The following is a 14529-nucleotide window of genomic DNA, read 5'->3' as shown; positions in this document are numbered from 1 at the left end:
CAACACGCCAAAGCGCAGCCTAGGCTTTGGCGTGTTCCATCTTTACTGCAAGGGGATTGCCATGGGTATCATCGGAACCATTTTCATCGGCCTCATCGTCGGCTTGCTGGCTCGTTTCATCAAACCGGGCGACGACAGCATGGGCTGGATCATGACCATCCTGCTCGGTATCGCTGGCTCGCTGTTGGCCACCTATGGCGGTCAGGCGCTTGGTATCTATCAGGCAGGTCAGGCAGCCGGCTTCTTTGGTGCACTGGTAGGCGCCATCATCCTCCTGGTGATCTACGGATTCATCAAGAAACGCTGAATACTGGTTAGAATGCCGGCAATTCATCCCGAGTTGCCGAGCATTCCATGCGTGCCTTCTTCATTGCCCTCCTGTTGTCGGCCAGTTCCCTGGCCCATGCCGAACTGCCCGAGACCGACTGGCTGGAATTGATGCCCAAGTCGGACCAAAAGGCACTCGAGCAGATGCCTGAAATCGACCACAACTCCCCTGAAGCCATGGGTACCTTCACCGCCAAAGGCGGCTTGAAGCAGAGCAAGGGGTTGCCTGCGGTCATGTACTCGACCAAAACCGTGCCTGCCCTCAACGGCAAGGACATTCGCCTGGGCGGCTACCCTGTGCCGCTTGAAAGCGATGCAAAGGGCAACAGCACCCTGTTCTTTCTGGTGCCCTACCCTGGTGCGTGCATCCACGTCCCGCCACCACCACCTAACCAGCTGGTGTTGGTGCGCTACCCAAAAGGGCTGAAGATCGATGACATCTACACACCGGTGTGGGTCAGCGGCACGCTGAAGGTGGAAAAGGTCAGCAACGACCTGGCCGACGCGGCCTATGCCTTGGACGCCGCGAAGGTGCGGGTAGTGGTGGACGCCGATCTTTGAGGCGTGTGTGGGACTAGGCCTTTGAGATCACTTCACAATCGATCCTGACCCCCAGCGAGCTGCTGGCCCCGGGCTGCAACTGCACCACGTCATCCCATACGTTCGCCGTCTCGATGCACAGCATGCGCTGCCAGCCGTCATCGGCCATGTCCGGTAATTCCTTGGCCCGTGCGGTCCAGGGGTTCCAGATCACCGCTGAACGGGATCGGCTGCTGGTCAGGATGATCCGCCTGCCCCAGGACGGGTCGACGATGCTCAACGTTTGCGGCGTATTCAGATAGATCCGGTCCGTCTCGCCGCTAAACATCAGCGCGCCCTCCTGATGGCGCTGTTGCCAGTCGGACAGGGTTTCGATGTAAGACAAACCTTCGACACCGTGGACCTCGGCCTGGCGCACATCACTGACTGCAAAGTAACTGTGCAAGGCCTGGCTGAGGGTGACCGGGCTATGGCCAAGGTTGCGGCTGGTCAGTTGCAGCGTCAACGCCGCGTCCAGCACGACCACCAGCTTGAGCTCCACAGTGTGCGGCCACCCGGGCAACCCACCTTGCGCTTCGGCCATTTCGAACTCGATCCGCAGGCTTTCGCCCACTTCCTCAACGCCCAGCAATTGCCAGTCACGCGTCCGGACAAGCCCATGGGCTGGCGCGTGTTCAGCGTGGTACATGGACTGCACGGTTTCGGGGTTGCGCTGCAGGTTGCCGAACCAGGGCCAGCACACAGGCGCCCCTGCCCGAACCGACTTCCCCTGGCGGAAAATGGCCTCGTCGCTCAACCAGAGCAATGGCGGCTCGCCAGTGCGCTGATAGCTGAGGACCTGCGCACCCTGGCGGGCGATCAGTAGTTCGGCGAAGCTGCTGCGGATACGCCAGCAGTGAAGCTCGCCATGTTGCTCGGTCGATACCTGGAAGGTGGCCATTGCGTCATCTCATTAGTTGCCAGTGGGCCTTGGACCCGGTCGCAGGCAATGAGTTTACCGCCGGCAGGCCTCAGCGACGAGGGACGGAACGGGTACGGCCGCTGCCATCGATGGCGACGAAGACGAAGACGGCTTCGGTCACCTTGCGCCATTCGCTGGACAGTGGATCGTCGCTCCATACTTCGACCATCATCTGGATGGAGCTGCGTCCGATCTCCAGCGTCTGCGTATAGAAAGACAACTGTGCGCCCACGGCCACCGGTACCAGAAACGCCATGCGATCTATCGCCACGGTGGCAACGCGGCCACCGGCAACACGGCTGGCCATGGCGGTACCTGCCAGGTCCATCTGGGCGACCAGCCAGCCGCCGAAGATATCGCCAAAGCCGTTTGTTTCCCGTGGCAGTGCGGTGATCTGCAGAGCAAGGTCGCCCTGCGGAATTGGATCTTCTTGTTCGAGCTCAATCATGCGGTGGGGGCCTCTGACCCGTGACGCTTTTCTTGGATGCGGCGCTTAGGCCGGTAAACGATTCAGCTGACAACATACTACGCCGATTCGTATGACGGGACGGCCGTGGGAAATGCTTCGAAACCGTCTGAGTATAGTGACCGGTGTTTTCGCACAATATCCCACGCTAGCAAGACACATTTCGTACGAAACGCCAGTATATAGAGCATCTACGCGAGCGACGACCATGCGTTCTTGCAGGTCGGTAAGGATTGCGTGTCGCTTTCAGCCGTGTCCGGCAATTTGCTATCTTCGCCTTCGCCTTGAACAAGCCGCATCCCGTGTGGCCTTGCCCTATAAAGAGAATAACCGTGATGACTTCCGCGCCGAGCAGTATCGAGCAGGCCCCGCGGCCGCTGACCCGCAGTGACTACAAGACCCTTTCACTATCTGCACTGGGCGGTGCGCTGGAGTTCTACGACTTCATCATTTTTGTGTTCTTCGCCACCGTGGTTGGCAAGCTGTTCTTTCCGGCCGACATGCCCGAGTGGCTGCGGTTGATGCAGACGTTCGGCATTTTCGCCGCAGGCTATCTGGCACGGCCCCTGGGCGGCATCATCATGGCGCATTTTGGCGACCTGCTGGGCCGCAAGAAGATGTTCACCCTGAGCATCTTCATGATGGCCCTGCCCACCTTGATCATGGGCCTGTTGCCAACCTACGCGCAGATTGGCCTGTGGGCGCCGATCCTGTTGCTGTTGATGCGGGTGATCCAGGGGGCGGCCATCGGCGGAGAAGTGCCAGGCGCCTGGGTATTCGTCTCGGAGCATGTGCCGGCGCGCAATACCGGTTATGCCTGCGGCACGCTCACTGCCGGTTTGACTGCCGGTATTTTGCTGGGCTCGCTGGTCGCGACCTTGATCAACAGCGTCTACAGCGCTGAAGAAGTGGCCAGCTATGCCTGGCGAATCCCGTTCCTGCTGGGCGGCGTGTTCGGTCTGTTTTCGGTTTACCTGCGCCGTTGGCTGCATGAAACCCCGGTGTTCGCAGAAATGCAGCAACGCAAGGCCCTGGCCGAAGAGCTGCCGCTTCGGGCCGTGCTGCGCGATCATCGCGGGCCCATCGTGCTGTCCATGTTGCTGACCTGGGTGTTGTCGGCAGGCATCGTGGTGGTGATCCTCATGACACCAGCCTTGCTGCAGAGCATCTATCACATCAGCCCTACCGACTCGCTCAAGGCCAACAGCCTGGCGATCGTGCTGTTGAGCCTGGGTTGCATTGGCGCCGGTAGCCTGGCCGATCGCTTCGGTGCAGGCCGTGTGTTCGTCATCGGTAGCCTGATGTTGCTGGTCAGTTCCTGGGCGTTCTACCACAGCTTGCCAACGCGGCCGGAGCTGTTGTTCCCGTTGTATGCGGTGACCGGCTTGTGCGTGGGTGTGATCGGCGCAGTGCCCTATGTGATGGTAAAGGCATTCCCGGCTGCGGTGCGCTTCAGCGGCTTGTCGTTTTCCTACAACGTCGCCTATGCCATCTTCGGCGGCCTGACGCCGATGGCGGTAACCGGGCTTCTGAAAGTCAGCCCCATGGCGCCTGCTTACTATGTGGCTGTACTGTGCGTGGTCGGCTTTTCGGTAGGTCTGTACTTGCTCGCCAAAAAGCGTTGAATCGCCTTGCCCACTGACACTTGCTCCCTGCAGGCAGCGCTTCGACACGATGATGGCATTTCATCCAATTGTCACAATCAAGTCATATCGTGTTCATGCGCGCTGCAGATACTGGCCCCCGTTCCCTCTCAGCACCCCCATTCCAGCTAGGAGCAAGGCATGAAATTGAAGCGTTTGATGGCGGCCCTTACCTTTGCCGCCGCTGGCGTTGCAACCGCCAACGCAGTGGCCGCTGTCGATCCTGCTATCCCGACCTACACCAAGACCACGGGTGTTTCGGGCAACCTCTCCAGCGTCGGCTCCGATACCCTCGCGAACCTGATGACCCTGTGGGCCGAGGCTTACAAAAAGGAATACCCGAACGTCAACATCCAGATTCAGGCAGCGGGCTCTTCCACGGCGCCACCGGCGCTGACCGAAGGCACCGCCAACCTCGGCCCCATGAGCCGCAAGATGAAGGACGTCGAATTGCAGGCGTTCGAGCAGAAGTACGGCTATAAACCGACCGCCATCCCGGTTGCGGTCGACGCCCTGGCGGTGTTCGTGCACAAGGACAACCCGATCAAGGGCCTGACCATGGCCCAGGTCGATGCCATCTTCTCCTCGACTCGTTTGTGTGGTGGCAAGGCCGAGATCAAGACTTGGGGCGATGCCGGAGTAACCGGCGACCTCGCCAACAAGCCGATCCAGCTGTTCGGCCGCAACTCGGTGTCCGGCACTTATGGGTACTTCAAGGAAGAAGCCCTGTGCAAAGGGGACTTCAAGCCCAACGTCAATGAGCAACCCGGTTCCGCCTCCGTGGTGCAGTCCATCAGCTCGTCGCTCAATGGCATTGGCTACTCGGGCATCGGCTACAAGACGGCCAGCGTCAGGACCGTGCCGCTGGCCAAGAAAGACGGCGGCGAGTTCGTCGAGGACAACGAGACCAACGCCCTGAACGGCAGCTACCCGCTTTCGCGCTTCCTGTACGTTTACGTCAACAAGGCACCGAACAAGCCGCTGGCCCCGCTGGAGGCCGAATTCGTGAAGCTGGTACTGTCGCAGGCCGGCCAGCAGGTGGTCGTCAAGGATGGCTACATCCCGCTGCCTGCCAAAGTCGTCGACAAGACCCTGGCCGACCTGGGCCTGTCCCACGCCGGCAACGTCGCCAAGCAGTAATCGAACCCTGCAGGGGCAAGCCGTTGGGCTAGCCTCTTCAGCACTCCCAGCCCGGGGCCAGCCTTACTGTGCTTCGGGCTTTCGTGCGTCACTGCATTGTCATGTTTTTGTCATACGGGACCGCTAGGGTGTGCCCCATGAATGATCTGGCCAACTCCACAATGACCCAAGATTCCCAGCCTGCACGCATCGATTTCAATACCCCGCAGTTGCAGCGCAAGCGCCGCCTGCGTGCGCTCAAGGACCGCCTGACGCGCTGGTACGTGCTGGTAGGCGGGCTGGCAGTGCTGGCTGCGATCACCTTGATCTTCTTTTACCTGGCGTACGTGGTACTGCCGTTGTTCCAGGGCGCCGAGCTGACCAGCAGGCAGGCATTGCAGCCTGCCTGGCTCAAAGAGGAGGCGGGCAAGCCGTTGATGATCGCCCTCGAGGAGCAGAACCTGGTTGGCATGCGGGTTTCGGACAAGGGCCAGGTGCTGTTCTTCGATACCAAGACCGGCGCAGCGCTCGAACGCGTCGACTTGCCCATCCCTGCCGGCGTACAGGTGTCTTCGATCGGTACCGATCAGCCAGGCAGCCCGATGGTGATGCTGGGGTTGTCCAATGGCCAGGCGTTGGTGTTCACCCATACCTACAAGATCACCTACCCCGGCAACAAGAAAACCATTACGCCGGCCATCGACTACCCCTATGGCGAACAGCCTTTCGTGCTGGATGAGCAGGCGCGGGCGCTGGAGCACGTCAGCGCCAGTGTCAATGGCGACACGTTGTTGCTGGCAGGCTCTACGGGCGCGCACCTGCAGGTCCTCGCGTTGACGCGCAGCGAAAACATGCTGACCGCCGAAGTCACCACCGAGCAGACCCGTATCGAGTTGCCGCAAATGACCGAAACGGTGAAGAACATCTTCATCGATCCGCGCCAGCAGTGGCTGTACGTGATCAACGGTCGTGCCACTGCCGACGTGTTCAGCCTGCGCGACAAGAGCCTCAACGGGCGCTATTCCCTGGCGCAGAGCGCCGATACCGAAGTGACGGCCACTGCCCAGCTGGTAGGCGGCATTTCACTGATCATCGGTGACTCGCACGGTGGGCTGGCCCAGTGGTTCATGGCCCGTGACCCGGACGGGGAGTCTCGTTTCAAGCAGATTCGTACCTTCCAGTTGGGCACGTCGCCCATCGTGCAGATCGACGCCGAGGAGCGTCGCAAGGGCTTCATCGCCCTGGACGCAGAAGGCAAGCTGGGTGTTTTCCACAGCACGGCGCACCGTACCCTCCTGGTCGAGTCCGTGGCCCAGGGCCCGGGTATCCTTGCCCTGTCACCGCGCGCCAACCGCATCATGATCGAAGAGCCCGGCAGGTTGTTGCCATTGAAGCTGCACAACCCCCATCCGGAAGTGTCCTTCAGCGCGCTGTGGGGCAAGGTGTGGTACGAGAATTATGACGCGCCCAAGTACGTGTGGCAGTCGACCGCGTCCAATACCGATTTCGAGCCCAAGCTGAGCCTTTCGCCCCTCACGTTCGGTACCCTCAAGGCGGCCTTCTACGCCATGATCCTGGCCGCGCCGCTGGCCATTGCCGCCGCGATCTATACGGCCTACTTCATGGCCCCTGGCATGCGCCGCAAGGTCAAGCCAGTAATCGAACTGATGGAGGCGATGCCCACGGTCATTCTGGGGTTCTTCGCGGGGCTGTTCCTGGCGCCGTACCTGGAAGGCCATCTGCCAGGGGTGTTCAGCCTTTTCCTGCTCATGCCGGTCGGCATCCTGCTGGCAGGGTTCACCTGGAGCCGGCTGCCTGAATCCATTCGTCTGCGGGTACCGGATGGCTGGGAGGCGGCGATCCTGATCCCGGTCATTCTGCTCACCGGCTGGCTTGCCCTTGGCATGAGCCCACACCTTGAAAGCTGGTTCTTTGGCGGCGACATGCGCCTGTGGATCACCAATAACCTGGGTATCACCTATGACCAGCGCAATGCACTGGTGGTCGGGATCGCGATGGGCTTTGCCGTCATTCCCAACATCTACTCGATAGCCGAGGACGCCGTCTTCAGCGTGCCGCGCAGCCTGACGCTGGGTTCCCTGGCGCTGGGGGCAACGCCTTGGCAGACCCTCACCCGGGTGGTGATCCTGACCGCCAGCCCCGGCATCTTCTCGGCGCTGATGATCGGCATGGGCCGGGCCGTCGGTGAAACCATGATCGTGCTGATGGCCACCGGCAACACACCGGTGATGGAGATGAACCTGTTCGAAGGCATGCGCACGCTGGCTGCCAACGTGGCGGTGGAAATGCCGGAATCCGAAGTCGGGGGCAGCCACTACCGGGTGCTGTTCCTCGCCGCGTTGGTGCTGCTGATGTTCACCTTCGTCATGAACACCTTGGCCGAGCTGATTCGCCAGCGTCTGCGCAAGAAATACTCGTCGCTTTGATAGAAAGGTAGCGATCCGTGAAAAAGGATTCCCTCAAAGGCTGGTTCAAGAGCGGTGCCCCCGGTGTCTGGATGAGCGGCGGCGCCGTGGCCATGGCGGTGATCATGACCGTTGGCCTGCTGGCTGTGATCGCGGTACGCGGCCTGGGGCATTTCTGGCCGGCCGATTTGATCCAGGCCAGCTACGCCGTGCCGGGCCAGGCCCAGCAGACGGTCATTGGCGAAGTGGTACAGCAGGAAGAAGTACCGCGTGCGCGCCTCAAGGGCGCCGGCTTGCCAGTGCCTGACCAGGGTCCGGAGTTCATGACGCGCGAATTGATCAAGGTCGGAAACCGGGACCTCAATGGCAGCGACTTCACCTGGGTCGTGGGCGACTGGCTCGTCGATCAGCAGCGCCCCGAGCAGCTGATGGCCCTGGAACGCCGCGAGTGGGGCAACTTCTATGGCTACCTGGTGAGCGTCAAGGAACAAGGCCGGGTGGTGGCAGAAGGGGCGGCGGCCTGGGGTGAGCTGCAAGCGCGGCTGGCCCGGGCCAGCGAGCTCAACAAGACGCTGCAGGCGCTGGAGAAGAAAGACATCGGTGCCATCAACCATGGCCTGGAGCGGTTGCGCCTGCAGGCGCGCAAGCTCGAGCTCGAAGGCAAGCTGGACGCAACGGCCCAGGCTGACATCGAGGCTGAGCGTGCCGAGCTCAACAGCCGCTACACGGCCATCGAAGATCGCCTGTCCACGCTTCACCGGGATTTTGCCCGCGACACGCTGGTCGCGCGCGATGGCAATGGCCGTGAAGTCGAGATCAACCTAAGCAAGGTAGTCCATGCCATCCAGCCCAACGGCATGTCGACCCTGGCCAAGCTGGGGGCTTACTTTGCCAAGGTGTGGGAGTTTCTCAGCGACGACCCGCGTGAGGCCAACACAGAGGGCGGTATATTCCCGGCTATCTTCGGCACTGTGATGATGACCCTGATCATGGCCGTGATCGTCACGCCCTTTGGCGTGCTGGCAGCGGTCTATTTGCGCGAGTATGCCCGGCAGGGGCCGGTGACGCGCCTGATTCGCATCGCGGTCAACAACCTTGCCGGTGTACCGGCCATCGTCTACGGCGTTTTCGGCTTGGGCTTCTTCGTGTACGTGCTGGGCGGCTCGATCGACCGCCTGTTCTTTGCCGAAGCCTTGCCGGCGCCCACCCTGGGCACGCCGGGCCTGTTGTGGGCGTCACTGACCCTTGCATTGTTGGCGGTGCCGGTAGTGATCGTGGCCACCGAGGAGGGGTTGGCGCGCATTCCGCGCACCCTGCGCGAAGGCTCGCTGGCATTGGGTGCCACCAAGGCCGAAACGCTGTGGAAGATTGTTCTGCCCATGGCCAGCCCGGCCATGATGACCGGCATGATCCTGGCCGTGGCCCGGGCTGCGGGTGAAGTCGCACCGCTGATGCTGGTGGGGGTGGTCAAGCTCGCGCCATCGCTGCCGGTGGATGGCAATTACCCCTACCTGCACCTGGATCAGAAGATCATGCACCTGGGCTTTCACATCTACGACGTAGGCTTCCAGAGCCCGAACGTGGAGGCAGCGCGGCCACTGGTATACGCCACGGCATTGCTGCTGGTGATGGTCATCGCGACACTGAACCTGTCGGCCGTGTGGATCCGTAACCACCTTCGTGAGAAATACAAGGCGCTCGACAGCTGAGCCAGGCGTCGAACGTTCAAGCGGCGTCGCCGACGCGAAGCGGCCGCTTCGTCCCAACGTGCCACTGGCGGCCATACGCCGGCAGCACCCAATGGAGTGAGACCATGCAGCAACAACCGCCTACCCACGGCATCGACATGTCCGCGCTGGGCCGCAGCAAACAGGGCCTGCGCCTGGCCGAGGAAACGGTCGCCATCGAAGTGCCTGGGCTGAGCCTGTTCTACGGCGACAAGCAGGCCCTGTTCGATGTCAGCATGAATATTCCCAAGCAGCGCGTGACGGCGTTCATTGGCCCCTCCGGGTGCGGCAAGTCCACCTTGCTGCGGACCTTCAACCGCATGAACGACCTGGTCGACGGCTGTCGTGTGCAAGGCGCCGTCAACCTGTACGGGCATGACATCTACCGCAAGGGCGAGGACGTGGCCGAGCTGCGCCGCCGCGTGGGCATGGTGTTCCAGAAACCCAACCCTTTCCCCAAGACCATCTACGAGAACGTGGTCTATGGCCTGCGGATTCAGGGCATCAACAAAAAACGTGTCCTGGACGAGGCCGTCGAGTGGGCCCTCAAGGGCGCGGCGCTGTGGGACGAGGTCAAGGACCGTCTGCACGAGTCGGCGCTGGGCCTGTCCGGTGGGCAGCAGCAGCGCCTGGTCATCGCCCGCACCATTGCGGTCGAGCCCGAGGTACTGTTGCTGGACGAGCCTTGCTCGGCGCTGGACCCGATTTCCACGCTCAAGGTCGAAGAGCTCATCTATGAATTGAAAACCAAGTTCACCATCGTCATCGTGACCCACAACATGCAGCAGGCGGCCCGCGTATCGGATTACACCGCCTTCATGTACATGGGCAAACTGGTGGAATTCGGTGACACCGATACCCTGTTCACCAACCCCGCCAAGAAGCAGACAGAAGACTACATCACTGGCCGGTACGGCTGAAGAAGCACCGCGCACTGCTGCTCGCCGCGTGAAGGCACTCGGCGCAGCGCAGGGGCACGCCTCGAACGACTTGAAGCTCGCAGCCAGCAGCTTCGCGGAGCCACAGCATGATCAACAAAGAAAGCCTGACGCATCATATTTCCCAGCAGTTCAACGCCGAGCTCGAAGAGGTACGCAGCCACCTGCTGGCCATGGGCGGGCTGGTCGAGAAACAGGTCAACGATGCGGTCACTGCGCTGATCGAGGCCGATTCCGGCCTGGCTCAGCAGGTGCGCGAGGTCGACGAGCAGATCAACCAGATGGAGCGCAACATCGACGAGGAATGCCTGCGTATTCTGGCGCGTCGCCAGCCGGCAGCATCGGACCTGCGGCTGATCATCAGTATTTCCAAGTCGGTGATTGACCTCGAGCGTATCGGCGACGAGTCGACCAAGATCGCCCGGCGGGCCATCCAGCTCTGCGAGGAGGGTGAATCGCCGCGGGGCTATGTGGAGGTGCGGCACATCGGCGATCAGGTGCGCAACATGGTGCGCGATGCACTCGACGCCTTCGCCCGCTTCGATGCCGACCTGGCCTTGTCAGTGGCTCAATACGACAAGACCATCGACCGTGAGTACAAGACAGCCTTGCGTGAGCTGGTGACCTACATGATGGAAGATCCCCGTTCGATCTCCCGTGTGCTAAGTGTGATTTGGGTCCTGCGTTCGCTGGAGCGGATCGGCGACCATGCACGCAACATCTCCGAACTGGTGATCTACCTGGTGCGCGGCACCGATGTACGCCACATGGGCCTCAAGCGCATGACAGCGGAGGTGCAGGGTCGCGCCAATGCCGAGGGTGAAATACCTAATGTTCCAGCCGAAGCGGACGATAAATAAAGTTCTCTCCGAGCATCGACGCCCGGCTTGTGCCGGGCGTTTTCGTTAGTACGCCTGGAGGTGCCAGAGACCATCGACCGGCTGTAGACGACCCGGCGTGACACAGGTGGTAGCAAGTGGCCAGCAAATGGCAGTAGGCTAGTCGGGTTCAGAAGGAGTATCGATGAGTAAAGTGAATGTGCTGGTGGTGGATGACGCGCCATTTATCCGTGACCTGATCCGTAAGTGCCTGCGCAACGCGTTCCCGGGCATGACCGTGGATGACGCCGTAAACGGTCGCAAGGCCATGACCCTGTTGGGCAAAGAGGCGTTCGACCTGGTGCTGTGCGACTGGGAAATGCCAGAAATGTCGGGCTTGGAGCTGCTCACCTGGTGCCGTCAGCAACCTGAGCTCAAGGGCCTTCAGTTCATCATGGTGACCAGCCGTGGCGACAAGGAAAATGTCATCCAGGCGATTCAGGCCGGCGTGTCGGACTTCGTCGGCAAGCCGTTCACCAACGAGCAGTTGCTGACCAAGGTCAAGAAGGCCCTGGCCAAGATCGGCAAGCTCGACAGCTTGATGAGCCCAGGGCCTGCGCGGGCTAATGCCGCGTTCGCCAACGACTCGCTCAACGCCCTGACCGCTGGACGGCCAGAAGCCGTCAAGGTAGCTGCGCCAGCACCTGTGCCTGCCAAGGCGGCCGCCACCCCTGCCAAGTCCAGCGCAGCGACACCCGCACCCAGCGGTCGCGGCCAGGGCCAGCTGCGTTTGGCGAGCGGCATGCAAGCCTGCGTGATCAAGGCCTTGAGCTTGAAGGAAGCCCTGCTGGTCGTACGGCGCAGTGAGACACTGCCGCAAGTGCTCGAAGGCGCCGTGCTGAACCTGGAGCAGGGCGAGAACGCGGAAATCGCGCGTTTGAATGGTTACTTGCACGCGGTGGCGGCCTTCGAGCCCAAGCCTGACAGCGACTGGCTGCAATTGACGTTCAAGTTCGTCGATCAAGACGCCCAGAAGCTGGACTACCTGTCCCGCCTGATCGCCCGCGGCACTGCCCAGAAGCATTTCACGCCAGGGGCCTGACGGGCCGCCGCAACAGCGAGCTGGCCAGCAGCATCCGACCAACTGTCATGGTGACCAGGGTGTCTGCTGCTAGGCTTGGACAGGTCCTTCACTGTCAAAAAGCCACCATCATGCATTCACGCCTGCTGCTATGTGCGTTAACCCTGGTCAGCGCCTCTAGCCTGGGCGTGACGCTGCACCCAGTCACCGATGAAACGGGAAGGGTGTCCTATGCGCAGCGACCCGGCCCGGGCATCAAGCCCACGGTCGTGGATGAGTCCACCGTGGAGATCAACGAACACGATGTGCGTCTCAACGCGATCGTGTTCCAGGGCGGCGTGAGCTTCTCGGCCCGCAACGAACTGCCGGTCGCCGTGCAGGTGGAACTGCGCCTGGATAACCTGGTTAACGCGCAGGGTGGCGACGCGCCGCGGACCGTGCGGCGTCTGTTGCCGCCGCGTTCGACCCAAGTGCTCAGCATCGTCCGGGGCCAGCCAGGCAAGCTGCTCAACTACCGCTCCACACTGCTGCAGGCCATGGGCGACCCCGGCAAGCGCCCACAAGGTTATCGCTATGCGTTTCCATGGGTAGGTGGGCCGTTTCGTGTGAGCCAAGGGCCCAATGGCAGGTTCAGCCACTTCGGGCCCAAGGGGCGCTATGCAATGGATATCGCCATGCCCGAGGGCACCACTATCGTGGCGGCACGCGAAGGGGTAGTGGTGAGCACGCGCAGCGAGCAGAGCGGGCGAGGGGACAATCCCTCGGGCAACTTTGTCCGCATTCTGCACCCTGACGGCACCATGGGGGTGTACCTGCACTTGATGCGCGGGTCGATCGTGGTCGCGTCCGGGCAGCGTGTGCGCCAAGGGCAGGTGTTGGCCAAGTCGGGCAACACCGGCAACAGCACCGGGCCCCATCTGCACTTCGTGGTTCAGCGCAATGTGGGGCTGGCGCTTGAGTCGATTCCCTATCGGTTCGACCGGCCGATCAGTGGGTTGCCCGACTACACCGCAGGCAACCCCTGATCAGGGCTTGATCGGGGCAGGGCGTCGATGTGCTCAGTCCAGCTTGAGCACTTTGGCCAGCACGATCTTGGGGCCTTTCATTTTCTTGACGATGATGCGCAGCCCTTCGACCTCGAGCACCTCTTCTTCTTCGGGTACGCGCTTGAGCGTTTCGTAGACCAGGCCGGCCAGTGTCTCTGCCTCGATATGGTCCAGGTCCACGCCCAGCAAGCGCTCGACCTTGAACAGCGGAGTATCGCCGCGCACCAGCAGCTTTCCTGGCTGATAGGCCAGGATGCCGCGCTCGGTCTTGCGGTGTTCGTCCTGGATGTCGCCCACCAGCACTTCCAGCACATCTTCCATGGTCAGGTAACCGATGACCTTGCCATCGGCCTCCTCGACCAGCACGAAGTGCGCACCGCCCTTGCGGAACTGCTCGAGCAATTGGGACAGCGGCATGTGCCTGGAAACGCGCTCCAGTGGGCGAGCCAGGTCTTCCAGGTCAATGGTTTCAGGCAGGTGTTCGAGTTCGGCGAGTTCGAGTAGCAGGTCCTTGATGTGCAGCAGGCCCGTGAACTCCTCGCGCTCGGTGTCGTACACCGGGTAGCGGCTGAACTTGTGACGGCGGATCAGGGCCAGTATCTGCTTGAGCGGGGCATGGGCGTCGATGATGACCATGTCTTCGCGAGAGTTGGCCCAGTCCACCACTTCCAGCTCACCCATTTCCACCGCGGACGCCAGCACGCGCATGCCTTGATCGCTTGGGTCCTGGCCGCGGCTTGAGTGCAGGATCAGCTTGAGCTCCTCCCGGCTGTAGTGGTGCTCGTGGTGCGGGCCGGGTTCGCCTTGGCCGGCAATGCGCAGGATCGTGTTGGCGCTGGCATTGAGCAGGTAGATGGCCGGGTACATCAGCCAGTAAAACAGGTACAGCGGTACCGCGGTCCACAGCGACAACAGTTCCGGCTTGCGAATGGCCCACGATTTGGGCGCCAGCTCACCCACCACGATGTGCAGGTAGGAGATCACGAAGAAGGCGACGAAGAACGAGACGGCCTTGATCAGCTCAGGGGTATCGACGCCAAAGTAGGCCAGCAGCGGTTCGAGCAAGTGCGCGAAGGCCGGCTCGCCCACCCAGCCCAGCCCCAGCGAGGCCAAGGTGATGCCGAGCTGGCAGGCAGAGAGGTAGGCATCGAGCTGGTTGTGAACCTTGCGCAGGATGCTGCCGCGCCAGCCGTGCTGCTCGGCGATGGCGTCCACGCGGGTTGCGCGCAGCTTGACCATGGCGAACTCGGCGGCAACGAAGAAGCCGTTGAGCAGCACCAGAACCAAAGCAAAAATGATCATGCCGAAATCGGCGAACAGGGAGGTGAGGCTGATACCAGGGGAAGGGTCCATGATGGAGTTTTTACGGGATCCGTCTTGAAGATGAGAAAAGTGCCGGCTCCAGCCGGCGCAAGGGATCAAATGTAGCGGCTAGGG

The 14529-nt window shown here is 61.7% G+C and carries 13 protein-coding genes; 10 read left to right on the top strand and 3 right to left on the bottom strand.

The features are described 5' to 3' along the window. Positions 1-61 precede the first annotated feature (61 nt). Positions 62-307, top strand: coding sequence for a GlsB/YeaQ/YmgE family stress response membrane protein (locus ACF8GB_RS09635; RefSeq protein WP_058602748.1), 246 nt, complete (start codon positions 62-64; stop codon positions 305-307). A gap of 47 nt (positions 308-354) precedes the next feature. Next, positions 355-888: a DUF3299 domain-containing protein gene (locus ACF8GB_RS09630; protein WP_058638808.1), complete on the top strand. Its 534-nt coding sequence runs from the start codon at positions 355-357 to the stop codon at positions 886-888. A 13-nt stretch (positions 889-901) separates the two neighbouring features. Here ACF8GB_RS09630 and ACF8GB_RS09625 read toward each other — a convergent pair whose 3' ends face one another. Both ACF8GB_RS09625 and ACF8GB_RS09620 read right to left on the bottom strand, forming a co-directional pair. Continuing rightward, the gene (locus tag ACF8GB_RS09625; RefSeq protein WP_196185251.1) at positions 902-1807 is read right to left on the bottom strand and encodes a D-hexose-6-phosphate mutarotase; all 906 of its coding nucleotides are present in this window, start codon (positions 1805-1807) and stop codon (positions 902-904) included. Between the two features lie 70 nt (positions 1808-1877). Beyond that, positions 1878-2276 (bottom strand): acyl-CoA thioesterase, encoded by a 399-nt coding sequence (locus tag ACF8GB_RS09620; protein ID WP_003253317.1) that lies wholly within the window; start codon positions 2274-2276, stop codon positions 1878-1880. Positions 2277-2629: 353 nt separating this feature from the next. Here ACF8GB_RS09620 and ACF8GB_RS09615 point away from each other — a divergent pair, with 353 nt between their 5' ends. The 8 genes from ACF8GB_RS09615 to ACF8GB_RS09580 all read left to right on the top strand — a co-directional run bounded on the left by ACF8GB_RS09615 (position 2630) and on the right by ACF8GB_RS09580 (position 13071). Next, positions 2630-3919: an MFS transporter gene (locus ACF8GB_RS09615; protein WP_196125164.1), complete on the top strand. Its 1290-nt coding sequence runs from the start codon at positions 2630-2632 to the stop codon at positions 3917-3919. Positions 3920-4078: 159 nt separating this feature from the next. Further along, positions 4079-5077 (top strand): phosphate ABC transporter substrate-binding protein PstS, encoded by a 999-nt coding sequence (locus ACF8GB_RS09610; RefSeq protein WP_023532412.1) that lies wholly within the window; start codon positions 4079-4081, stop codon positions 5075-5077. 137 nt (positions 5078-5214) lie between these two features. Continuing rightward, positions 5215-7503: an ABC transporter permease subunit gene (locus ACF8GB_RS09605; RefSeq protein WP_326383958.1), complete on the top strand. Its 2289-nt coding sequence runs from the start codon at positions 5215-5217 to the stop codon at positions 7501-7503. A gap of 71 nt (positions 7504-7574) precedes the next feature. Next, the gene (gene pstA / locus ACF8GB_RS09600) at positions 7575-9191 is read left to right on the top strand and encodes a phosphate ABC transporter permease PstA (RefSeq protein WP_326383970.1); all 1617 of its coding nucleotides are present in this window, start codon (positions 7575-7577) and stop codon (positions 9189-9191) included. 104 nt (positions 9192-9295) lie between these two features. After that, positions 9296-10129: a phosphate ABC transporter ATP-binding protein PstB gene (pstB, locus tag ACF8GB_RS09595; protein WP_058638813.1), complete on the top strand. Its 834-nt coding sequence runs from the start codon at positions 9296-9298 to the stop codon at positions 10127-10129. Between the two features lie 107 nt (positions 10130-10236). Then, a complete protein-coding gene (gene phoU, locus ACF8GB_RS09590) occupies positions 10237-11007 on the top strand; it encodes a phosphate signaling complex protein PhoU (RefSeq protein WP_058602755.1) in 771 nt (256 codons plus the stop codon). 163 nt (positions 11008-11170) lie between these two features. After that, on the top strand, positions 11171-12067 hold the full coding sequence (locus ACF8GB_RS09585) for a response regulator (RefSeq protein WP_058638815.1): 897 nt from the start codon (positions 11171-11173) through the stop codon (positions 12065-12067). Between the two features lie 110 nt (positions 12068-12177). Continuing rightward, positions 12178-13071, top strand: a complete 894-nt coding sequence (locus tag ACF8GB_RS09580; protein WP_058638816.1) for a M23 family metallopeptidase — start codon at positions 12178-12180, stop codon at positions 13069-13071. Between the two features lie 33 nt (positions 13072-13104). On the opposite strand, the gene ACF8GB_RS09575 is transcribed toward ACF8GB_RS09580, so the two are convergent. After that, the gene (locus ACF8GB_RS09575; RefSeq protein WP_058602758.1) at positions 13105-14445 is read right to left on the bottom strand and encodes a hemolysin family protein; all 1341 of its coding nucleotides are present in this window, start codon (positions 14443-14445) and stop codon (positions 13105-13107) included. Positions 14446-14529 lie beyond the last annotated feature (84 nt).

This window comes from Pseudomonas sp. xss_4, assembly GCF_043104125.1.
GTDB classification, from domain to species: domain Bacteria; phylum Pseudomonadota; class Gammaproteobacteria; order Pseudomonadales; family Pseudomonadaceae; genus Aquipseudomonas; species Aquipseudomonas parafulva_B.
This window is presented reverse-complemented; position numbering and strand designations above follow the sequence as displayed.